Source organism: Pseudomonas sp. FP2254 (genome assembly GCF_030687695.1).
Classification (GTDB): domain Bacteria; phylum Pseudomonadota; class Gammaproteobacteria; order Pseudomonadales; family Pseudomonadaceae; genus Aquipseudomonas; species Aquipseudomonas quebecensis.
Map to the genome: position 1 here is coordinate 3,353,027 of NZ_CP117444.1, position 22,023 is coordinate 3,375,049.

Annotated in this window: 20 protein-coding genes and 3 pseudogenes; 7 read left to right on the forward strand and 16 right to left on the reverse strand. The window is 61.3% G+C overall.

Annotated features, from left to right (window positions below):
* Positions 1–435 precede the first annotated feature (435 nt).
* A complete protein-coding gene (locus PSH94_RS15335; protein ID WP_305435108.1) occupies positions 436–1,188 on the reverse strand; it encodes a TetR/AcrR family transcriptional regulator in 753 nt (250 codons plus the stop codon).
* A gap of 356 nt (positions 1,189–1,544) precedes the next feature.
* Here PSH94_RS15335 and PSH94_RS15340 point away from each other — a divergent pair, with 356 nt between their 5' ends.
* The 5 genes from PSH94_RS15340 (at position 1,545) to PSH94_RS15360 (ending at position 7,730) form a co-directional block, all read left to right on the forward strand.
* Positions 1,545–2,249, forward strand: coding sequence for an ABC transporter ATP-binding protein (locus tag PSH94_RS15340; protein ID WP_181080916.1), 705 nt, complete (start codon positions 1,545–1,547; stop codon positions 2,247–2,249).
* Complete coding sequence (locus PSH94_RS15345; RefSeq protein WP_181080917.1) at positions 2,246–3,445, forward strand: ABC transporter permease; 1,200 nt, start codon at positions 2,246–2,248, stop codon at positions 3,443–3,445. The genes PSH94_RS15340 and PSH94_RS15345 overlap by 4 nt, the downstream gene beginning before the upstream one ends.
* Complete coding sequence (locus tag PSH94_RS15350; protein WP_266247732.1) at positions 3,438–4,916, forward strand: TolC family protein; 1,479 nt, start codon at positions 3,438–3,440, stop codon at positions 4,914–4,916. Before PSH94_RS15345 ends, PSH94_RS15350 begins: the two co-directional genes overlap by 8 nt.
* The gene (locus PSH94_RS15355) at positions 4,906–6,150 is read left to right on the forward strand and encodes an efflux RND transporter periplasmic adaptor subunit (RefSeq protein ID WP_253508260.1); all 1,245 of its coding nucleotides are present in this window, start codon (positions 4,906–4,908) and stop codon (positions 6,148–6,150) included. The genes PSH94_RS15350 and PSH94_RS15355 overlap by 11 nt, the downstream gene beginning before the upstream one ends.
* Before the next feature lie 207 nt (positions 6,151–6,357).
* Positions 6,358–7,730 (forward strand): IS3 family transposase gene (locus tag PSH94_RS15360; RefSeq protein ID WP_305435112.1). Its coding sequence is split into 2 segments (ribosomal slippage): positions 6,358–6,829 and positions 6,829–7,730, totalling 1,374 coding nucleotides; the frame shifts between segments, so codons are not numbered across the junction.
* Positions 7,731–8,130: 400 nt separating this feature from the next.
* Here PSH94_RS15360 and PSH94_RS15365 read toward each other — a convergent pair.
* From PSH94_RS15365 to PSH94_RS15425, 13 genes and pseudogenes are all read right to left on the reverse strand, one after another.
* A complete protein-coding gene (locus tag PSH94_RS15365) occupies positions 8,131–9,525 on the reverse strand; it encodes an FAD/NAD(P)-binding protein (RefSeq protein WP_305435114.1) in 1,395 nt (464 codons plus the stop codon).
* A 12-nt stretch (positions 9,526–9,537) separates the two neighbouring features.
* Positions 9,538–10,305, reverse strand: coding sequence for an ABC transporter ATP-binding protein (locus tag PSH94_RS15370; protein ID WP_253508264.1), 768 nt, complete (start codon positions 10,303–10,305; stop codon positions 9,538–9,540).
* Between the two features lie 3 nt (positions 10,306–10,308).
* Positions 10,309–11,649 (reverse strand): ABC transporter substrate-binding protein, encoded by a 1,341-nt coding sequence (locus PSH94_RS15375; RefSeq protein WP_181080922.1) that lies wholly within the window; start codon positions 11,647–11,649, stop codon positions 10,309–10,311.
* A gap of 20 nt (positions 11,650–11,669) precedes the next feature.
* Positions 11,670–12,719, reverse strand: coding sequence for a branched-chain amino acid ABC transporter permease (locus PSH94_RS15380; protein ID WP_266247724.1), 1,050 nt, complete (start codon positions 12,717–12,719; stop codon positions 11,670–11,672).
* Between the two features lie 4 nt (positions 12,720–12,723).
* Positions 12,724–13,605 (reverse strand): branched-chain amino acid ABC transporter permease, encoded by an 882-nt coding sequence (locus PSH94_RS15385; RefSeq protein WP_253508270.1) that lies wholly within the window; start codon positions 13,603–13,605, stop codon positions 12,724–12,726.
* Positions 13,605–14,375 carry an ABC transporter ATP-binding protein gene (locus PSH94_RS15390; protein WP_181080925.1) on the reverse strand — a complete coding sequence of 257 codons (771 nt, stop codon included), beginning with the start codon at positions 14,373–14,375 and terminating at the stop codon, positions 13,605–13,607. Before PSH94_RS15390 ends, PSH94_RS15385 begins: the two co-directional genes overlap by 1 nt.
* On the reverse strand, positions 14,372–15,220 hold the full coding sequence (locus PSH94_RS15395; protein WP_305435120.1) for an AMP-binding protein: 849 nt from the start codon (positions 15,218–15,220) through the stop codon (positions 14,372–14,374). The genes PSH94_RS15390 and PSH94_RS15395 overlap by 4 nt, the downstream gene beginning before the upstream one ends.
* Positions 15,221–15,279: 59 nt before the next feature.
* Positions 15,280–16,767 (reverse strand): LLM class flavin-dependent oxidoreductase, encoded by a 1,488-nt coding sequence (locus PSH94_RS15400; RefSeq protein WP_258197715.1) that lies wholly within the window; start codon positions 16,765–16,767, stop codon positions 15,280–15,282.
* Positions 16,767–17,093: an acyl-CoA dehydrogenase gene (locus PSH94_RS15405; RefSeq protein WP_181080927.1), complete on the reverse strand. Its 327-nt coding sequence runs from the start codon at positions 17,091–17,093 to the stop codon at positions 16,767–16,769. The genes PSH94_RS15400 and PSH94_RS15405 overlap by 1 nt, the downstream gene beginning before the upstream one ends.
* 12 nt (positions 17,094–17,105) lie before the next feature.
* Positions 17,106–18,302, reverse strand: a complete 1,197-nt coding sequence (locus tag PSH94_RS15410) for an SfnB family sulfur acquisition oxidoreductase (RefSeq protein WP_305435123.1) — start codon at positions 18,300–18,302, stop codon at positions 17,106–17,108.
* A gap of 229 nt (positions 18,303–18,531) precedes the next feature.
* A pseudogene (locus tag PSH94_RS26165) lies at positions 18,532–18,679 on the reverse strand (pyridine nucleotide-disulfide oxidoreductase); the annotation flags it as partial.
* Between the two features lie 221 nt (positions 18,680–18,900).
* Positions 18,901–19,248: a hypothetical protein gene (locus PSH94_RS15420; RefSeq protein WP_305435124.1), complete on the reverse strand. Its 348-nt coding sequence runs from the start codon at positions 19,246–19,248 to the stop codon at positions 18,901–18,903.
* Positions 19,249–19,400: 152 nt separating this feature from the next.
* Positions 19,401–19,964, reverse strand: coding sequence for a helix-turn-helix domain-containing protein (locus tag PSH94_RS15425; RefSeq protein ID WP_305435126.1), 564 nt, complete (start codon positions 19,962–19,964; stop codon positions 19,401–19,403).
* Between PSH94_RS15425 and PSH94_RS26170 the strand changes: the two are divergent.
* A pseudogene (locus tag PSH94_RS26170) lies at positions 19,923–20,224 on the forward strand (EamA family transporter); the annotation flags it as partial. The gene PSH94_RS15425 and the pseudogene PSH94_RS26170 sit on opposite strands and share 42 nt — an antisense overlap.
* 151 nt (positions 20,225–20,375) lie before the next feature.
* On the opposite strand, the gene PSH94_RS15430 reads toward PSH94_RS26170, so the two are convergent.
* Together PSH94_RS15430 and PSH94_RS15435 are read right to left on the reverse strand one after the other, a co-directional pair.
* Positions 20,376–20,717, reverse strand: coding sequence for a hypothetical protein (locus tag PSH94_RS15430; RefSeq protein WP_305435128.1), 342 nt, complete (start codon positions 20,715–20,717; stop codon positions 20,376–20,378).
* A 173-nt stretch (positions 20,718–20,890) separates the two neighbouring features.
* Positions 20,891–20,986 (reverse strand): annotated as a pseudogene (locus PSH94_RS15435) (Cro/Cl family transcriptional regulator); the annotation flags it as partial.
* 93 nt (positions 20,987–21,079) lie between these two features.
* On the opposite strand from PSH94_RS15435, the gene PSH94_RS15440 reads away from it, so the two are divergent.
* Complete coding sequence (locus tag PSH94_RS15440) at positions 21,080–22,009, forward strand: DMT family transporter (protein ID WP_305435129.1); 930 nt, start codon at positions 21,080–21,082, stop codon at positions 22,007–22,009.
* Positions 22,010–22,023 lie beyond the last annotated feature (14 nt).

A 22,023-nucleotide genomic window follows, 5' to 3' on the forward strand; every position in this document is an offset into this window, starting at 1 on the left:
GATAATCGTCACGCCTGGACGCGTAGGTGATTCCTTTGGCACGGGAGGTTCACGCCGTACGGGTTGCAGTCTCACCCCGGACGGGCTAAGGGGTGGATCTGCAGAGGTGGGTCCAGCGGAAACGGTGTCGTTCGACATGATTGAGCTCCTCGATGAACCGCATGCGGTCAGGGCATGCGCGAGACTTGATCAAACAACCGATCCAGAAGAGCGTCTACCTGTCAGAATTGACAGTGACGACGAACGGTTAAATACCCTCCGCTTTCTAGGCAAAGTGCCATCAACCCGTAGCATGCGCATTTACACGAATGCTTACATTTTTTTCACGTTTTATTCACATCCCCAGCCGTAGTGTGAAGCCTCATCCGTTACAAATGCTGCATATCAAGCCCGCCGCCCCAGCGGGCTTTTTTTTGTCTGGAGAAATCCGGGTGGTCAACGCGAGGCTTTCAGGGCGGGGGCACTTGCCTGTTCACGAATGGCCCGCTGGGTATCCAGCACCTTCGCCAACGCGGTTTGCGCCTCCGGGCTTTGTTGCGGCACGCGAATGGCGGCCGAGACCAGCGTAATCAGCTTGGCCATCACTTCTGCATCCGTCGCCGGGCGGCCGAGACTCATGGAGTTCATCAGCAGTCGCAGCTCGGTGCCGGCCATCACCCCAGAGATCGCCTTGAGGGCAAATTGCAGGCGCACCCCCAGTTCGTTGCGCGGCAGATCCGGCAAAGCCAGGGCGAATGCTTCGAAGAAGCGCTGGAATACCGGCTGGTAATGCACCTTGAGGTATTCCTGGATAAATGGCGACGTATCGCTGTAGACGCGCCCAAGGAAACGAATAAATGAGCGCCCTTCCCCACTTGCCGGGTCGCTGCGCTCCAGGCCCATGGCCGGGGCGAACAACACACCCAGCAGCGTGTCGCAATCGAGCGGGCCATCGGACTCGGCTTCGCAGCGCGCCAGCAGTTCCAGGCGCTGTTCGTTGAGGGGCTCCAGGCGTTGCATCAACAGGGTCTTCATCAGGGAGTCCTTGTCCCCGAAGTGATAGTTCACGGCCGCCAGGTTGACTTGGGCGCGCTCGGTAATCTGCCGCAACAAAACCGCGTCGTATCCGTACTTGATGAAGAGAGCCTCTGTCGCATCCAGCAAGCGAGTCTTGGTAACGTTTGGAGCGCTGAGTTTCTTCGCGACCATGGGGATCTCACGGAAATATTGTTTTAAAAAATAATTTGATTTTTTATACCGGGGCGGCCCTGCGAAAGCAAGTAGTGAAGCACCACGATAGAGGTCAAAGCCTTGCTGCACGGCCGCTTGCCATTGGATACCGGTATTTCGTCCACGCATGGACGCCGGCGAAAACAATCATTTCAAAGGGTAAAAACGCTCTCCCATCGCGGCTGGCGAAGCGCAGGGAACGCGGTTAGTATTCAAACAATATTTTAAAAACAAGAAATAAAACCAGTCCGTGACGCGTACCGTTGGCTCCCGAACTTGTTTCAACGCTTTACCAGGGGAATGACGACAGCGGCGAGACTGAAGGCGCCGCGACCATGACCGACATCCACGCCCGCCCTGGGTTGATTTCCCTGCAAGGCATCGGCAAACGCTATCAACTGGCCGGGCAGGCGCTGTCGATTCTCAACGACGTGTGCCTGTCCATCGATCGCGGCGACAGCTGCGGCATTCTCGGCGCGTCCGGCTCCGGCAAAAGTACCCTGCTCAATATTCTCGGCTTGCTGGACCTGCCCAACTGCGGCCAGTACCACTTCGCCGGCCACGATATTTTCAGCGCCAGCCCCGACGAGTTGGCCGCGATCCGCAACCGCCAGATCGGTTTCGTGTTCCAGAGTTTCAACCTGCTGCCGCGCCTCAGCGCGCTGGATAACGTCGCCCTGCCCCTGAGCTATCGCGGCGTGTCGCGCCACGACTCGGTGGAACAGGCGCTGCGCATGCTCGATCAGGTGGGCCTGGGCGAACGCGCCCATCATCGTCCCGCCGACCTCTCCGGCGGCCAGCGCCAACGCGTGGCCATCGCCCGTGCGTTGGTCGGCAACCCGTCGGTGATCCTCGCCGACGAACCCACCGGCAACCTCGACAGCAGCACCGCCCAGGACATCATGGACCTGCTGCTGGCGCTCAATCGCGAGCAACAGGTGACGCTGATCATCGTCACCCACGACCCGCACATCGCCGAACGCCTGGAACGCAGGATCCTGGTGCGCAACGGCGTGGTGCACGAGGCCCCGCGCCCATGAGCCTGCGGGTAGAGCAAAGCCTCAGCCAACTGTTGCATGAAGCCTTCGTCAGCCTGCGCACCCTGGGCAAGCGCTCGATCCTCGCCCTGCTGGGCATTGTGATCGGCAGTTCATCGGTCGTGGCGCTGATCAATATCGGCCACAACGCCTCGGTAGATGCGGCGATGATCTTCAAGGACATGGGCACCGACACCCTGGTGGCGCAGTTCCCCCCCAAGGGTGCCAGCAACGTGCCGATGCGCACGCGCCTGGACCTGGACGCCGTGCGCCGGGCCGTTCCGGGCATCGCCCACATCGGCGCGCTCAGCCTGTTCAGCGGCCCCATCGTGTTCCACGGGCGCAGCGTCAACGCCAATCTGGTCGGCAGCACCCCAGGCATCGAGCAGGCCATGCGCCTGGCGTTGCAGCAGGGGCGCTTTCTGTCCGGGTTCGACGTCAACGAAACCTATGCCGTGATCGGCGCCGACATCGCCCAGGCCCTCAGTGCGCCGGGCGATCCGCTGCAACTGGGCGACCGCGTGCGCATCAACGATTACCTGTTCCTGGTGGTGGGTCTGCTGCACCGGCAACCGCGCGCGATGCTGATGCCGGTGCAGGCCAACGAATCGCTGTTCATGCCCGCCGAAGGCATGCGCCGCATCTACGCTGCTCCGCAGGTCGGCAACGTGATCATCCGCGCGGCGCCCGGCGAAGACATGGAGCGCATCGCCCGCGATACCGCAGCGGCCCTGACACCGCAGCTCGTCGACCATGATGTCGACATTCAGGTACCCCAGCAGATGATTGATGGCATGACCCGCCAGAGCCGCACGTTCGCGTACCTGCTGTTGGCCCTGGGCGCAATCTCTCTGGTGGGGGGTGGCGTGGGGGTGATGAACGTGATGCTGATGAACGTCTCGGAGCGGCGCCGCGAAATCGGCATTCGCATGGCGCTGGGCGCCCGGCAGCGAGACATCCGCAACCTGTTTTTACTTGAAGCGGTCACCCTCACCGCCGTCGGCGCCCTGTGCGGCGCGGTGCTCGGCATGACGGCTGCGTGGCTCTACGCCTGGCTCTCAGGCTGGACCTTCGCCCTGGCCGCCGCCGCCCTGCCGCTGGGGGTGGGCAGCACCTTGCTGGTGGGTTTGTTCTTCGGCATCTACCCGGCGGTCTCGGCCTCGCGGTTGCAACCGGTGGAGGCGCTGCGCGATGAGTAAATGGCTGCTGTGGCTCGCTTTGGTGAGCCTGCCCGGCGTGGCGGCGGATGTGGTCATCAAACCCTCGGCGCCGAGCACCACCCGCAGCGGCTATGACCGAGGGGTATCGCTGAATGCACAGGTGACCAGCCTGACCCTGGGCGACGCGGTGTACCTGGGCCTGCGCAACAACCCGGCGATCCGCAGCGCGTACCTGCAGCGGGTGGCGCAGAAGTTCGACCTGCGGGTCGCCGAGGATGTGTTCAACCCCAAGCTCACCCTCAACAGTTATTACCGCAGCAGCCGCGGATCGGTGGATAACGCGCGCAACGCCAATGTGGCGCCGTCCACCAGCCTGCTCGGCGAATACGGCACGCGCCTGAGCATGGCCTGGACCCAGCAACTGAACAACGCCGACCGCGCCGGACGCTACCGCAGCGATGGCCTGGACCTGGCGATCATCCAGCCGCTGATGCGCGGCGCCGGCTGGGATGCCACCACCGCACCACTGCGCCTGTCGCGCCTGTCGGAACAGGCCAACCGCCTGAACCTCAAGGCGACCGTGGCGCAGACCATCAGCCAGATCATCGCCACCTACCGCGAACTGCTGCGCGCCCAGGAGCAACTGAGCATCGTCCAGGACGCCCTCAAGCGCTCCGGCACATTGCTGGAAGTGAACAAGGCATTGATCAGCGCCGGGCGCATGGCCGAGTTCGAAATCGTGCAGACCGAAGCCGATATCGCCACCCAGCAATTGGGCGTCGAAGAAGCGCAGAATCAACTGGACACCAACCGCCTGGCGCTGCTGCGCCTGCTGGCCCTGGACCTGTCCACGCCGATTCGCGCCACCGAAGCCCTGGAGGCCAGGCCGATGCAGATCGACCAGCGCCAGGCCTTCAACCTGGCGCAGACCCAGCAACCGGAATACCTCGCCGCCCTGCTCGGCAGCCAGCAGGCCGACCTCAACTTGGTGATCGCCAAGGACTCCGGGCGCTGGCAAGTGGACCTGGTCGCCGGCGCGAACCAGATACGCGACACCTACAATAACGAGGCCGGCAGCAGCAACAACCGCACCTGGGACAGCTACGCCGGGGTGCAGGTGCAGATTCCCATCGGTGATATCAGCACGCGCCAGGCCGAGGTGCGTGCGCGGGTGAACGTGGAGGACCAGCAGGTGCGCATCACTGACGCCCGCCAGGAACTGGAGCGCAGCGTCAATGACGTCGTGCGTGACCTCGGCACACGCTGGCGCCAGTATGAGATCGCCCAGCGCGCCGTCGAGTTGTCGCGGCGCAAGATCGAGATCGAACGGGAAAAACTCAGCGCCGGCCGATCCACCAACTTCCAGGTGTTGAGCTTCGAGACCGACCTGCGCAACGCCGAAAACGCGCAGCTCAATGCGCTGATTGCTTATCTGAACGCCCAGACCCAGCTCGATCTGACCCTGGGCATGACGCTGGAAAGTTGGGAAATCGCCCTCAATGACTACTAATCGAAAACGCCTGTTGGGTGGGCTGCTGATCCTGTTATTGGGCGCCGCGGGACTGGCCCTGCGCAGCCCGGCGTCCGCCCCCACCGATACCGCCGAACAATGGTTGCCGATCAAGCCGGATGCGCTGGTGCACCAGATCGGCCTGGTGGGCAAGATCGAGCCCGATACCACGCTCATCCTCGCCGCGCCCTTCGACGGCAACGTGCAGGCCAATCTGGTCGAGCAAGGCCAGCGGGTCGAGGCCGGCCAGGTGCTGCTGCGCATGGACCCGGCCACCCTGGAAGTGCAATTGCGCGACGCCCTCTCCGCCCAACTCAAGGCCCGGCGCACCGTCCAGGAAATGCAGGACTGGGACAGCAGCCCGGCGGTCAGCCGTGCGCGCCGCAGCCTGCGCACCGCCGAGATGAGCGCCGGCAACACTCAGCGCAAACTCACCGAGAGCGAAAACCTGTTCAAGCGCGGCATCATCCCGCGTAATGAGCTGGACGACCTGCGCCAACAGGCCCAGCAGCAGCAGTTGGACCTCGCCTCCGCACGCAGTGAACTGCAGCAGGCGCTTGATCAGGGCAAGGGCGAGTACCGCCAGATCGCCGACATGGAGCTGACCAACGCCACGGTGAAATATGAGGCCCTGCGCACGTTGCTCGAAGGCCAGGAAGTCAAGGCGCCGTTTTCCGGCATCGTGGTGCCCGCGCCCGGTAATAATTCCCCCCAGGGCGGCGCCACTAACAACGTGCCTATCCAGGCCGGCAGCAAGGTCAGCCAGGGCCAGGTGTTGTTTGGGCTGGCCAATATCGAGCGACTGAAAATCGTCGCCAAGGTTTCGGAGCTGGACATCAACCAATTGCATCAGGGCCAGGCGGTGGAAGTCATGGGCGATGGTTTTGATGGCGAACGACTGAAGGGTTCCGTCAGCGTGGTCAGCGGCTTGGCCATCGCCAGCGACAGTCAAGGCAGCGCGCAGTTTGCGGTGACATTGTCGATTCCCAAACTCACCCCAGAGCAGCTGCAGCGAGTGCGGTTGGGGATGAGTGCGCGGCTGACCATCGTCACTTACAACAATGCCCAGGCGATCGTGATTCCCAGCCAGGCGATTGAGCCGGACATGACGGTGGCGTACCGCGAGGCGATGGATAAACCGGTGGAGCGGGTGAAGGTGACCACCGGGCAGTCGACGGCGCAAGGGGTGGAGGTGTTCGGCCTGAAGCCCGGCTTTGTGAAAATCTCAAGATAAATGGAGATCCTGGCGTCAGCTTCGAAGCCAGTGCTTTTCAAAATCATTCCCACGCTCCCGCGTGGGCATGCAGCCCGTGACGCTCTGCGTCACCTGTGCGTAATAGCCAGAACTTGCAGAACCTGGCGGGACGCGGAGCGTCCCAGGCGGCGTTCCCACGCAGAGTGAACTGACCCCCAAAGGTTGGACACAACCTTTGGGGGCGTCATGGGTAAGTACACAGAGCAAGCAAAACTCGCAGCCGTGCAGGACTATTGTTCCGGTAGCGCGGGTTTGAGGGATGTTGCACACCGTCACAATGTGGACTTTTCATCCCTTCGTCAGTGGGTCGCGGCCTATCAAGTGCATGGCGTTGCTGGGCTTAAAGAGAAAAAGCTGCAGCGCTATAGCAACGACTTCAAACTGTCTGTTTTGAACCGTATGCGTGAGGAACAGCTGTCCTATCGGCAGACGGCGGCCTTGTTCGACATCCGTAAGTTCGACATCATCGGCCTCTGGGAACGCCGCTTTGATGAGGGCGGTTTTGATGCCCTTACCAAGCAGCCTAATAGAGCCGGACGTCCGAAAAAAATGCCGACCACCATTCCTCCTGTTCAACCCAGCTCAACCGATGACGAATCACGCTCACGCGATGATTTGCTTGCCGAGGTGAAGCAGTTGCGGATGGAAAACGACTACCTAAAAAAGCTCGATGCCTTGGTTCAGGAGAAGAAACGAATAGCGCAGCAGAAAAAGCGCAAATCGTAATAGGACTGAGGCCGCTGCATTCTCTCGAAAGCCTGCTGAAATTTGCCGGTTTGGCACGCAGCACCTTTTACTATCAGCAAAAGGCGCTGCAAGCGGCTGATAAGTACGCAGAGCTGAAAGACAAGATTCGCTCGACGTTCGACGAGCACAAGGGCCGGTATGGCTATCGCCGCATAACGGCTGCTGTACGGAGCGCTGGTCATCTCGTCAATCACAAGACTGTTCAGCGACTGATGGCGCAGCTTCAGCTCAAGAGCTTGGTGCGGGTGAAGAAATACCGGGCCTACAAGGGAGAGGTAGGCAAGGCAGCGCCTAATCTTTTGAAGCGTGAGTTCGAAGCTCCGTCACCCAATCAAAAGTGGGTAACCGACGTTACAGAGTTCAAAGTTGGAGGTCAGAAGCTTTATCTGTCTCCCGTTTTGGATCTGTACAACGGCGAAATCATTTCCTACGAGGTTGCCAGAAGACCGTTGTTCGATATGGTCGGGAAGATGCTCAAAGGTGCATTCAAGCGGCTTCAGCCGCATGAAAAACCGGTTTTGCACTCAGACCAGGGCTGGCAGTATCGAATGCCCATTTACCTGCGGGCTCTCAAAAAATGCTCCGTTACGCCGAGCATGTCGCGCAAGGGTAACTGCTATGACAACGCGGCCATGGAGAGTTTCTTCGGCACACTGAAGTCCGAATTTTTTTATCTGAAAAAATTTAACGACCTGGATGAGCTTCACGCAGGCATCGACGAGTACATCCAGTATTACAATCACTCGCGTATCAGACTGAAGCTAAACGGCCTGAGTCCTGTTGAATACAGAATTCAGGCCGCTCAGGCATAGATAGAAAATCGTCCAACTTTGTGGGGTCAGTTCAGAGCGTGGGAACGATCAACTCGGTCCAAGATCGTTCCCACGCTCCCGCGTGGGCATGCAGCCCGTGACGCTCCGCGTCACCTGTGCGCAATAGCCAGAACTTGCAGCGCCTGGCGGGACGCGGAGCGTCCCAGGCGGCGTTCCCACACAGAGCGGGGGAACGATCAACTCGGTCCAAGATCGTTCCCACGCTCCCGCGTGGGCATGCAGCCCGTGACGCTCTGCGTCACCTGTGCGCAATAGCCAGAACTTGCAGCGCCTGGCGGGACGCGGAGCGCCCCAGGCGGCATTCCCACGCAGAGCGTGGGGACGATCACCATATGGGTGGGCTTGCCCCCTCCCACACTAAGTCCTCTGTCAGCTTCTTTTAGACCTCTGCCAGCTTCGAGGCCAATGCTTTGGCTTGCAGCGCCACATCCGTTACCGCAGTACTCTCCCACCACATCCCGCGCAACGGCGGGCCCATGGCGAACAGTCGCGCGCTGACCTGGCCCTGGGCATCCAGCACTGCACCGGCCGTGTCCGCCGCGATCCCCAACGCCAACGGCCCAGGCTGGATCAGCCCGCGCTTGAGCAACTGCTGCGGCAACGGCCGGGCCACGCGGCGCCAGTCGTATTCGATGCCGCTGGAGTTGATCAGGGCCGCGCCCGACACCTGGGTCAGCGCTTGCTCACCGCGATAGCGCAAACGGATCGTCACGCCCTCCCCCGCAGGCGCCAACCCCTTGAACGACGCCGCGCGAACGCGCAACCGCCCCTCCTCGTGCAACCGCGCCAGCAACTGCGCACTCAACGGCGGCGAGCGGTGGTGATGGCTTTCCCACCACGGCCGCACATGCCGCACGAACTGGCGCTTTTCACGCTCACTGGCCTGGCTCCACAACCGGCCGATATGCACGCGCACCGTGTCCAGCGGCGCCTGCCAATCAATGCCCTGCGTCGTTGCAATCCGACATTGACGTCGTACTTCGCGAAGCAACAGCCGGGGGCTGCGCAGGCTGTGGTCTTCGCCGAGGAAATCCACCCAGCTCGGTGGCTGGCGGCGCACATGAGGCAGCAGGCCATGGCGCGAAAACACCTTGATGGGTCCACGATGGCCAGCCTGTTCCAGGGACACCACGGCATCGACCATGGTCAGCCCCGAGCCGATGATCAGCACCGTCGAATGCGGGTCAAGTTCAGTCATGGCGTGTACGTCCCAAGGGTCCAGCGCCGCCGCGTTCAAACCGCTCGACTCGGTTTGTGGCGTGCGCGCCGCCGGGAACATACCGGTGGCCAATACCGCACAGGCGCCGCGCACTTGCTGGCCGTTATCGAGGGTCAGCAGGGTTGAATCCGCCTCCACTTGCACGTCGACCACTTCGGCCCTGACATGCTCCACCGTGGACGCCGAACGTGCCTGTGCTTCCGCCAGCCGCTGCTGCGCATACACACCAAACAGCCCGCGCGGCGGAAAAAGTTCGCTGATCGGCACCGGCTGCTCGGCCGACTCCGGCCAACCGCCGGCTGCGATGTGATCGGTGAGCCACTGCGTGAGGTCGTCGGGGTTGTCCGGCTCGACGCTCATGCGCGCGGCGTTGCCGTTGAGGGTGTGGCCCAACTCGACCGCACTGTAGGCTTCGCCCCGGCCCAGTTCGGCGCGCGGTTCGATCACCAGGATGCGGCGCCGGCCCGGCAGGCGCAGCAATTGCACGGCCAACATCGTGCCGCTCAGGCCGCCGCCGATGATCAGCACATCAGCGTTGCGGGTGGATTGCGTCATGCAGGTTCGCCCTTACTGTTTACCCAGGTAGATGTCATGCAGGTCGCCGCGCGCCAGCAGGTCAGCGGCGTTGCCGCTCAACGCCACGCGGCCAGTATCCAGCACATAGCCGTGGGCCGCATAGGTGAGCGCGACGTTGATGTTCTGCTCGGCGATCAGGAAGCTCACCTGCTGCTCGCGGTTGAGCTGCGCAATGATCTCGAAGATCTCCTGCACGATCATAGGCGCCAAACCCATGGACGGCTCGTCGAGCAGTACCAAAGTAGGACGGGTCATCAACGCTCGGCCGATGGCGACCATTTGCTGCTCGCCGCCGGAGGTCAGCCCGGCGCGGGTGTGGCGCTTGGTCTTGAGCCTTGGGAACCAGGTGTAGATGCGCTCCAGGTCCTGGGCCATGGCCTTGCGGCTCAAGCGCCGCACAAAGCCGCCGCTGCGCAGGTTGTCTTCCACCGTCAGTTGGCCGAACACATGGCGCCCCTCCAGCACGTGTACCATGCCTTGGCGCACACGCTGGCTCGGGTCGATGCCGGCCAGATCCGCCCCGGCATATTCGATTACACCCCGGCTGACCTCGGCACGCTCGGCCCGCACCAGTCCGGAGATGGCCTTGAGGGTGGTGCTCTTGCCCGCGCCATTGGCGCCGAGCAAGGCCACGATGGCGCCCTTGGGCACGCTCAGCGACACCCCGGCCACCGCCAGGATCGCGCCGTCGTAGACCACCTCGATATCGTTGACAGTCAACAGCGCCGGGCTCGCCGGCGCGCTGGCAGGTTGGTTCATGGCTTATTCATCCCCATTGCAGGTGCGTGGCGTCAGGCCTTTTTCCTTGGCGAACGCCGCGGATTTTTCATCGATCAACGGACGCAGCAGCGCGCGGTCGGCGGCGATCCAGTCGCTGATCAGCGTCCAGTTGGCGCCGTCCCACTGCTGCACCCGCGCCGAGCCGCCGCCTTCGTGGTCGCGGCACGACAGCTTGAGGTTCTGCATCAGCCCCAGGTAGCCCATGTCCTTCAAGCGCGCATCATCGATATTCAGGTGCTCCAGGCCCCAGCGGCCTTCTTCGCCATTGAGCGGGCGCTTGCCGAACCTGGCCTGGGCGGTGCGAATCGCCTCGACGGCCACGGCGGCGTTCACAAGGCCGGAGTTGTAGTAGACGCTGCCGAAGTTCTTCAGGTCCTTGAGGTCGCTGTGGCCTTTATCGAGCACGTATTGCTTGAGGCGCTTGTGAATCTCGAAATCGGCCCCGGCCGGGTACGGCGTGAGCGCCAGGTAACCCTTGGCGGCGGCGCCGGCCGGTAACACGTCTTCGCTGGAACTGGCCCAGATATCGCCGATGATGTGGTCCACCGGGAAGCCGAAGCGCGCGGCGGTTTTCACCGCCACCGGGGTTGACACGCCCCAGGTGCGCAGGAACACCCAGTCCGGGTTGGCCTGGCGCACCTGGCGCCATTGGCCGGACTGTTCGTTGCCCGGATCGGCCACCGGAATCTGGATGTTTTCAAAGCCGTATTTTTCCGCCAGCAGCTTCAGCGGGCCGAGGGTTTCGCGCCCGTAGGCCGAGTCGTGGTAGACCGTGGCGATTTTCTTGCCCTTGAGTTTGTCGAAGCCGCCTTCGCGCTGGGCAATGTAATTCACCAGGCTTGACGCCTCGCTGTAGAAGGTCAGCATTACCGGGAAGTTGTACGGGAACACCGTGCCGTCGGTGGCTTCGGTGCGACCGTAGCCAAGGGTGATCAGCGGGATCTTGTCCACCTCTGCCCTTTCGCTGAGCGCATAGGCCGCCGGTGCGCCGTTAGGCTGGTACACCGCGACCGGCGCGCCATCCAGGCCGTTCTTGAAGCGCTCGTAGCACTCGATGCCCTTCTCCGCCGTCCATTCGGTCTCGCATTCCTGCCACACCAGCTTCACGCCGTTGATGCCGCCTTCGACCTCGTTGATATAGCGCAGGTAGTCAATCATCCCGGCCCACACCTGCACGCCGCTGGAGGCGTAGGCCCCCACGCGATAGGTCGCCAGGGGGAAGAATTGCTGCTCGGCCGACGCCACGGCCTGGGGCACGGCAGCGGCCAATGTCGCCAGCGCAAAGGCAGCGCCGGCCAGGGAACGTTTCAAGGATGCACGCATGGAGGTTCTCTTTAGAAGGGTTAGAAACGTAGCGGCCACTGCCGCAGCCAATCGCGAAGGTTGTGCAACAGGCGAATCAAGCCCTCGGGTTCCTTGATCAGGAACACGATGATCAATACGCCAAAAATGATTTTCTGCAGGTTCTGCAACTGCCCCGCATCCACCGCACCGCCGAGCAGCGCCTGCCCGGCGTGGCTGAGGAAGATCGGCAGCAAGCTGATGAAGGCAGCGCCGACAAAATTGCCGGCGATACTGCCCATGCCGCCGATAATGATGATGAACAGGATCTGGAAGGAGCGATTGATATCGAAACTGCTGGCGCTGGCCGTGCCCAGGTAGGCAAACGCCCACAATGCGCCGGCGATGCCTAGGTAGAACGAACTGACCGCAAACGCCAGGCGCTTGTAACGCGCCACCGGAATGCCGACCACGGCGGCGGCGGTGTCCATATCGCGGATCGCCATCCAGTTGCGGCCCACCTGGCTGCGCACCAGGTTGACGGCGGCCCACGTCAACAGCAGCACCGTGACCAGGGTCAGCCAGTAGCGGCCCAACGGCGTGTTGAGGTCATGACCCAACAGCGCCAGCCTCGGTGCCGATATGGTCCCGGACGAACCGTAGTTGTAAAACCAGGGGAATTTGACGAACAGCCACTCCAGGAAAAACTGCGCGGCCAACGTGGTGACCATCAGGTAGAAGCCTTTGATTCGCGAACTCGGCAAGCCAAACAGCAGCCCGACCAGGGCGCTGATGATCCCGCCGCCGAGCAACGCCACCGGCAGGCCCAGCTCAGGCAGGCGCAGCAGAAAACCATAGGTGGCGAAGGCGCCGACGGCCATGAACCCGGCGGCGCCGACCGAGGTTTGCCCGGTATAACCGGTGAGCAGATTCAGGCCCAGCCCGGCCAGTGAAAGCACCAGAAATGGAATCAGGATCGCATTGAGCCAATAGTCATTGCCCCACAGCGGCACCACGATAAACGCCAACGTCAGCAGGCCGAGCAGGCTCCAGGGCACACGTCGCTGGATCAGCAGCAACGGTGCGGTGTGTTCAGCAACAGGAATCGACATGGTTTCAGACTCGCTCGATGGCGCGCTCGCCGAACAGGCCGGCGGGGCGCATATACAGGAAGGCCAGGGCCAGTACATAGGCGAACCAGGGCGTGATGCCGCCGCCGATCAGCGGGCCGATATACACCTCGGCAAGGTTCTCCGCCGCGCCGACGATCAGCCCGCCGGCAATCGCCCCGCCAATCGAGGTAAAGCCGCCGATGATCAACACCGGCAGCGCCTTGAGCACCACCAGCGACAGCGAGAACTGCACGCCCTGGCGCGCGCCCCACAGCAGCCCGGCCACCAGCCCGACGACGCCCGCCACCGCCCAGACGATCTGCCAGATACGGTTGAGGTGGATACCGATGGACAGCGCCGCCGTGGTGTCATCCGCCACCGCACGCAGCGACACGCCGATGCGGGTCTTGTTGAACAGCAGCGCCAGCACCGTTACCAGCACCACGGCCACGACGGCGGCGATCAGGTCGAACTGGCTGAGCATCAGCGGGCCGACAAACAGCGGCACATCATCGATGCCCAGGTCCAGCGCGCGTACCTGCGACCCCATCAAGCCCTGGGCCAGGCCTTCGATGATGAACGACAGGCCCAGCGTGGCCATGAACAGGGTGATTTGCGAACGGTTAACCAACGGGCGCAAGACCAACCGTTCGATAAGCAACGCGCCGACAATCATCACGATGACCGTCAGCAGTAACGCCAGGGCAAAGGGCACGCCCTGGTCATGCAGGCTGACAAAGGTCAGCGCGGCAAACAGCAGCATCGCGCCCTGGGCGAAATTGAACACGCCGCTGGCCTTGTAGATCAGCACGAAGCCGATGGCGACCAGGGAATACAGGGTACCGGCGAGCAGGCCGCCGAGCAGGGTTTCAAAGAAGAAGGTCATCAGTGTGCGACTCCCAGGTAGGCCGCGATTACGTCGGGGTTCGCCTGGACTTCGGCGGGGGTGCCGTCGCCGACCTTGCGCCCGTAGTCGAGCACCACCACATGGTCGGACAGGCCCATGACCACGCCAATGTCGTGTTCGATCAACACCACCGTGGTGCCGAGGTCGCGGTTCACATCGGCGACGAAGCGCGCCATGTCCTGTTTTTCCTCGGCGTTCATGCCGGCCATGGGCTCGTCGAGCAACAACAGGCTCGGCCCGGCGATCAAGGCGCGGCCCAATTCCACGCGCTTTTGCAGGCCGTAGGACAGGTTGCCCACCAGCACATCGCGGTGGGCCTGCAACTCAAGAAATTCGAGGATGCTTTGGCCACGCTGGCGAAACGCCTCGGCTTCGCGTCGCGCACGCGGCAAGCCGAGGGCCTGCTCGATCAACGTGCTGCGCATATGCCGCGACAAACCCGTGAGGATGTTGTCGAGCACGCTCATTTTTTTGAACAAGGCGTTGTTCTGAAAGGTGCGACCGATGCCTCGGCGCGCCGCGCCCAACGGGTCGATGCGCTGAAAATGCTGGTCTTCAAAAACGATCTCTCCGGCATCGTAGCGATACACACCGTTGAGCACGTTGAGCAGCGAGCTTTTGCCGGCACCGTTGGGGCCGATCAACGCGCAGATCTCGCCGCGCTGCACCTCGAATGACAGCCCATTGATCGCCTTGACGCCTTTGAACGACAGCGAGATGTCCCGCACCTGGAGGATGGCCTGGCTCATGCGCTTTTCCGTTTGAATTCGGCCAGCCAGGTCGGCTCGGCGTTGGATTTGACGGGCTGCCAGATGGAAGTCAGACGCTGAAAGCCCAATAACCTGCGGACGCGGTTTTTCAGAAACCGACGCAGGCCGCTGCGCGGATCGGCGATGGCCCACTCGCACAGGCGTCGGCGCCAGGTGCCGTGGGGCGCGAGGCGGGTTTCGATCTCGTCGGCCACCTGCTGCAGACGCGCCGGCGACAACAGCAGGCCGGTGGGCGCGACTTCGCTGCGATCACGTCGCGCCGACGCCGGACTCTCCGGGAAGGCCAGGCCGTGGCCGCTGTGCAGCCATTGCTCCAGAACCACCGCCAGGCCGCCTTGCCAGTGGGTGCCCTCTTCACTCCACAACGCGGTTTCGGCTGTGGAATTCCACCAACGCTGCACATGTTGCGCCGGGTCAACCGGGCCGAGCAGTTGGGCAAAATCCAACCGCTGGGTAAACGCCCAATCGGGTTGGCGACCTTGAACGTAGACGTGGCTGGGACGAATACGCCATAGCTGTTGTTCCAAGGTCTGGGGTTCCAGGTTGTCGGCCAGCGTCAGCACCTGCGCGCCGACGGACTGGGCCGCCAACGCCAGCAACAGCAGGTTCGGCTCAAAAGCACCGCTGAGTGCCAACCGTGACTGCTCGCTCAAACCTTGCTGGCGCAAACCATCGGCCAGGCGTTCTACATCGCGCAGGGTGTCGATCCAGCGCCACGCGTGCCACAGTCCCTGACGCTTGTGGCGCAGGGCAATGTGCAACGGCGTGAGTTGTGCCCAGTGACGCAGGTGTTCCAGGAGAGCCTTGGGTTCGTGCACGCTCATAGGGGGTTGCTCCTATTGGGGGGTATGCGTGCGGTGGTCCGCTGGCTTGAGTATTTGTATCAACACAGGACAACTGTGGGAGAGGGGCTTGCCCCCGATGGCGTTGGGTCAGTTACGAGTGCTCTAACTGGCCCACCGCTATCGGGGGGCAAGCCCCCTCCCACATTGGTTTTTTGTATCCCAGATAAATTGCGGTAGCTCGCGCCCGGATGGTTCGAGCCCAACCTTGCACCGTCACCAAACAACTTCTCACGCAACGTACCCTGGGCGTATTCGGTCTTGTACACGCCACGCTTCTGCAGCTCCGGCACCAGCCACTCGACGGCGTCGATAAAGGTTTCGTGGGTCAACGCATAGGCCAGGTTGAAGCCGTCCACGTCGGTCTCCTCTACCCATTCCTGCAACAGGTCAGCCACGGTCTGCGGGCCACCGACGAACAGCGGGCCAAAGCCGCCGATACCGACCCAGTCGGCCAGTTCATTGGGCGTCCAGACCTTGTTCGGATCGGCCGTGGAGAAGGCTTCCACCGCCGACTGGATCGCATTGGTGTGCACGTGTTTGAGCGGCTCATCCGGTTTGAACTGGCTGAAATCGATGCCCGTCCAGCCGGAGATCAGCGCCATCGCGCCTTCATAGCTGACGTAGGATTTGTACTCGTCAAACTTGGCCTTGGCCTTGGCATCGGTCTCATCGACGATCACCGTCTGCAAGTTGAAGATCAGGATTTTCTTCGGATCACGCCCGGCCTCAGCGGCACGACGGCGAATATCAGCGACGGTCTTTTTCAGCAGCACCTTGGACGGCGCCGCGACGAACACGCACTCGGCCTGCTCGGCGGCAAACTGCTTGCCACGGCTGGAAGCACCGGCCTGGTAGAGCACCGGCGTGCGCTGCGGCGACGGCTCGCACAGGTGAATACCGGGCACCTGGAAGTGCTTGCCGATGTGGCGGATCTCATGGATTTTGCTCGGATCGCTGAAAACCCGGCGCTCGCGGTCGCGCAGTACCGCGCCCTCTTCCCAACTGCCCTCCCAGAGCTTGTAGCAAACCTCGAGGTATTCCTCGGCATAGTCGTAGCGCGCGTCGTGTTCGGTCTGGGCTTTCTGGCCGAGGTTCTTGGCGCCGCTTTCCAGGTAGGACGTGACGATGTTCCAGCCGATACGGCCCTTGGTCAGGTGATCGAGGGTCGAAAGCCTGCGCGCGAACGGATACGGGTGTTCGAACGACAGCGATGCCGTCAGGCCGAACCCCAGGTGTTCGGTGACCATCGCCATGGGGGCGATCAGCGACAGCGGATCGTTGACCGGCACCTGGGTGGCCTGGCGAATCGCCGCGTCGCCATTGCCGTTGTACACGTCGTAGATGCCCAGCACGTCGGCGATGAACAGCCCGTCGAACTTGCCGCGCTCAAGAATCTTCGCCAGATCGGTCCAGTATTCCAGGTCCTTGTACTGCCACGACCGGTCGCGCGGGTGCGCCCACAGGCCGGGGGATTGGTGGCCGACGCAATTCATGTCGAAGGCATTCAGGCGGATTTCACGGGCCATCAGTGCACTCCGTTGAGGTGATAGTTGCCGACCACGTGGTATTTGTGGCGCAGCGGGTCATCCAGGGTTGACGGCAGCGCGCTGCGTTGGCCGGTCAGTTCGAACTCGGCGTTGCTGGCGGCGATCAGCGCTTCGGCCGCCGCGATCTGCGCTTCGGCGCGGGCAACCGGGCCGGGGTGGGTGTCGGCGCGTTCGAGCAAGGCGGCGGCCACGTCGACACGGATCTGCAGATCGCCGAAGCGGCTGATCACGTAAGGGTCATCGCTGCGCTCGATGTGCCGACGGGTATGTTCCAGCAGTTGGCGCGCAAGGGTCAGTGCGGTCATGGGTCAGGCTCCTCAGTTCCAGGCGTGGCGCGCAGGCTTGACGCCGTTGAGCACGAAATTGCCGATCAGGTGGTATTTCCAGCGGGCCGGATCGTGCAGGGTGTGGGTGCGGGCGTTGCGCCAGAAGCGATCGAGGTTGTGCTTGCCGGTCACCGAGCGGGTGCCGGCCAATTCGAAGAGTTTGCTGCTGGCGAGCAAGGCGGTTTCGGCCGACAGCACTTTGGCCTGGGCCACAATCAACGAGGCATTGGCGACGGTGTCTTCATTGGGTTGAGCAAGCGCCAGATCCACCGCCCGGCCTGCCTTGACGAGAATGGCTTCGGTGCCGTGCACACGCCACGCCAGGTCGCCGATGGCGGCGATGGTGAATGGGTCCTGCCAGCCATGATCCTGCTGGCTGTCGATCCACGGGCGAGCCTGACGGGCGTGGAGCTTGGCCTGCTCCAGGGCGGCGAGGGCGATGCCGGTGTCGACCGCCGCCTGGATGATCTGCGAGATCGGGCCGTTGGCGGTGGGCTGGTCGAACGCCAGGTGCGCGGGTATGACGGCACTCAAAGGCACCGTCACGCCGTCCAGGGTCACGCCGCCGCTGGCGGTGGTGCGCTGGCCGAAACCGTCCCAGCTGTCAATGACGCTAAGACCGGGCGCGTCGCGTTCGACGAAGGCAATCAAGGCCTGGCCATGCTCGTTGTTGCCGACGGTGGGCACCAGGTGGGCGAACAGCGCGCCGGTGCAGTAGAACTTTTCACCGTTGATCTGCGCGCTGTCGCCATCGATGCGGATTTGCGTGTCAAAGGTGCCGGCGTTCTTGCTCCTGGCCTCGGAGAACGCATTGCCGAAACGATAACCTTCGAGGACCTTGCCGAAGTAATAGCGCTTTTGTTCTTCGCTGGCGGTGTGCAGCAGCAGGTCCACCACACCGAGGTGGTTCTGCGGGATCTGCCCGAGGGACGGGTCGGCGGCGGAAATCAACTTGATCACCTCGGCCACCGTCACATAGGACACTTCTGCGCCCCCGTAGGCTTTGGGCACGGTGATGCCCCATAGGCCGCTGGCGGAAAACTCGTCGAGTTCGGCCACGGGCAGGCGGCGTTCGCGATCACGCTCGCTGGCGCCAACGGCAAAACGTTCAGCCAGGTGCGTGGCCACCTCGATGGCTTCGGCATCCGAGCGGATGATATGGGCAGGGTGTTGAGGGTGGGCTGACATGGGCCGACTCCAGGCTCCGAGGGAATACCAGGAGGATTGCAGGAGTCGTGCCTGAATTTAATCGTGAATAAATTCAGCGGGTTGCGGGTTCTTCAATGCCACATAGCGCAGTTCAAACCAGCAAAGTGTGCATCCACTGTTGCCAGGCAAACAGTTAGATGACCACGTTGCGTACAAAGCGCACGGCGTCGTGACCATCGCTGCGATAGACATGAGGCTGATGGCTGGCGAACCAGCCCGCACGGCAGAACAGCTCGCTGATCGGCACGGGTTGCTGGGCCGATTCCAGCCAGCCGTCGGCCACGATGTAATCGGTAAGCCATCGGGTCGTCGGCGTTGTTCAGGTCCACGCTCATGCGCGCGGCGTTGCCGTTGAGGCATGGTATATAGGAGTTAAAGCGGGACTTTCAATAAACCAGATGTTCGAAAGAAATGCGGAACTAGGCGGTCAAGCCGAGAAAAAAATTATCCCAATAGTATGGTGCCGTAAGTACTTGAAGCGGCCACGATGTTGTCCGACTCATTCGATACCCGACTTTAAATACTCAGGGCGATGGCCCTGAGTATTGGCACCACTAGAGCCTATAGCAATCCACGATCATTTCACCACGGTATATTCTTTCTCCTCAGAGTAACCCAGTACTTCATCATTATGCCAAACATAAAAACTGGCAACGACAGAGTCCGTATCGACGAATACGATATCAAACTTTAAATCAGCCTCATACGAGGGCGCTAACGTCTCCACTTCAAACCAGGAAAATGCAGTACCGTTCCCTCTCACACTCCAGGCAATCGTATGCCCTACAGCTATTCCTGGATACGACGGAATAACAATCCGACCGTTGCCACCGGTCACCTCGCTGTATTTCACAATATTGCCATGAGAGGGTGTAATTCTTGGAGCGGGTAACAGCTGCTCCCTGGGTAGGTATTTTGATTTCATCAGTATTTCCTCCATGAGATGATAAAACCACCCAACATTCATTGTATTAGCATGAATCAACTTTATTGAATGGCAACACCGACTCTAATCCCCTCCCCAAAGATTGTAAGCTGTGAAAGTTGACAGTTGACAGGCATAAATAACAGTGATCGTCAGATCACTATATTTCTAACGAATCGTACTGCCACACCCTCTGGGTTGCGATAAGAATGAGGCTGGTGGCTGGGAAACATGAAGAATTCGCCGGCATTGATGGCGTTTTCCTGCTCGCCCACCACTAACGTCAAGCTGCCTTCGAACACGAACACCTGCACGCTCCAACCTTCCGGGTCCGGCTCGGGGCTGTAGCGGTCCCCCGGCTCCAGACGCATTTCCCACAGCTCGACTTCGCGCCGGGCTTGAGCCCTGGCGAGCAAAACCGCCTTGCTGCCGGAAATCCCACCTGCCCATGCCAGCTCGTTGATGCGGCTGTGGTCGGGCGCATCGGGCGCCTGGATCAAGTCGCTGAACGCCACATCCAGTGCTTCGGCGACGCGGTCGAGGGTGGACAGGCTGACGTTCTTCTCGCCGGCTTCGATGGCCACCAGCATGCGCCGGCTGACCCCGGACTTTTCCGAAAGCGCAGTCTGGCTGAGGTCGGCGGCGTGGCGCAGGCGACGGACGTTCTGGCTGACGTGTTGCAGGACCGAAGCCCGCTGCGGATTTTCTTTGTGCACTATATTGCTCAATGGGTGGGTGTGCGCAGTATACTGCCCAGCGTGCGGCGCATTGTGCGGTCCGTGCCTTTCCTATGCAAGACCAGAGCCGCCATGACTGCCCCACCTCGTTGGCATTTCCATCGTTATCAGCAAAGCCGAGTTTATTCTGGTGTTTATCAACCTGATCCGAAGCGGTATGTTTGCTGGTGCAGCATGCCATGACCGTCAGCGGGCCGATATTTTTCGTGGGTCTGCGCTTTGCGGCGGCGGCGATTGTTTCGGATCGTTTACACACTGGCAAAGTGTTCATCCACAGTAATCAGGCGAACCGTTAATGCTTGCGCTGTTGCAGGACTAATATCCGTTACAGAAAAACATAAAGCTGTTCGGGGAACGCAAACTCCCAAACAGTTTAATTTAACTGCCCATTCAGCTTACGACGCTCACTGTTAGGTTTTCAGAACTCCCACGGTGTTCAACGCCTCTGTATATCACGTAATACCAAACATCAATCGTGCCTTGATTTTCATACCGTTCGAGCAGGTGGCGGGGAACCGGAATTGGGTGTTGTGTATTGGCATCGGTGACAGGATATTCAATCGCACTGTGGCCGCCTACGACTAAATAGATCTTGCTGGCTGCCCATATCAAGTCGTGCTGGTCCACTGTGCAGATCGCATTTTGAACGACCTCCGAGAGTTTAATGATATCGTCTTGAAATGCCTCAAATTTGGGGGCTGGGAACGTCGTGACGGCTTTACTTTTACTCATGGTCGAATCCTCGATTGTGTTGAGCGGAAATACTCACAAGGGATCAACTTATGCAAAAAACTACTAAACACCGTACTTGCATTCGTCCAACCCGTTGTCGTGATGATTAGACACAACCTCACTGCTGGTAACAACTGTCAGAAATAACAGGTAGGCCAAAAAAGCGTAACGTTCGCGGCCTGACTCAGGTCGGCGGCGTGGCGCAGGCGACGAACGTTCTGGCTGACGTGTTGCAGGACCGAAGCCCGCTGCGGATTTTCTTTGTGCACTATATTGCTCAATGGGTGGGTGTGCGCAGTATACTGCCCAGCGTGCGGCGCATTGTGCGGTCCGTGCCTTTCCTATGCAAGACCAGAGCCGCCATGACCTCCTCGAACTCCCCGTCGCGTTTCCATCGTTTCAGCAAAGCCGAGTGCATCCTGGTGTTTATCACCATGATCTGGGGCGGCACCTTCTTGCTGGTGCAGCACGCCATGAGCGTCAGCGGGCCGATGTTTTTCGTGGGCCTGCGTTTTGCGGCGGCGGCGCTCGTGGTGGGGTTCTTTTCCCTGCGCACCCTGCGCGACCTGAACGTGTTCGAATTGAAGGCCGGGGTGTTTATCGGCGTGGCCATCATGTTCGGCTACGGCCTGCAGACCATCGGCCTGCAAACCATCCTCAGCAGCCAGTCGGCATTTATCACCGCGTTGTATGTGCCGTTCGTGCCGTTGCTGCAATGGCTGGTGCTGGGCCGTCGACCGGGCCTGTTGCCAAGCCTGGGTATCATGCTGGCCTTTGCCGGGTTGATGCTGTTGACCGGCCCGGCGGGTGCATCGCTGAATTTCAGCGCCGGAGAGATCGCGACGTTGATCGGCGCCATCGCAATTGCCGCCGAAATCATCCTGATCAGTGCGTTCGCCGGGCAGGTGGATGTGCGCCGCGTCACCGTGGTGCAATTGGCCACGGCGTCGCTGTTGTCATTCCTGATGGTGGTGCCGATGGGCGAGGCGCTGCCGGGGTTTTCATGGTTGCTGCTGTTCAGCGCGGTGGGCCTGGGCCTGACCAGTGCGGTCATCCAGGTGGCGATGAACTGGGCGCAGCAGAGCGTTTCGCCGACCCGGGCCACGTTGATCTATGCGGGCGAACCGGTGTGGGCCGGCGTGGTCGGGCGGATCGCCGGCGAGCGCTTCCCGCCGATAGCGATGCTGGGGGCGGCGTTGATTGTGCTGGCGGTGATTGTGAGTGAAATGAAAAGGAACAGCTCGAACGTTGTCGACGCTGAGGCCGAAGTTGAACCGGAAAATCAGGGTTGATGGTTTAAGCTGTC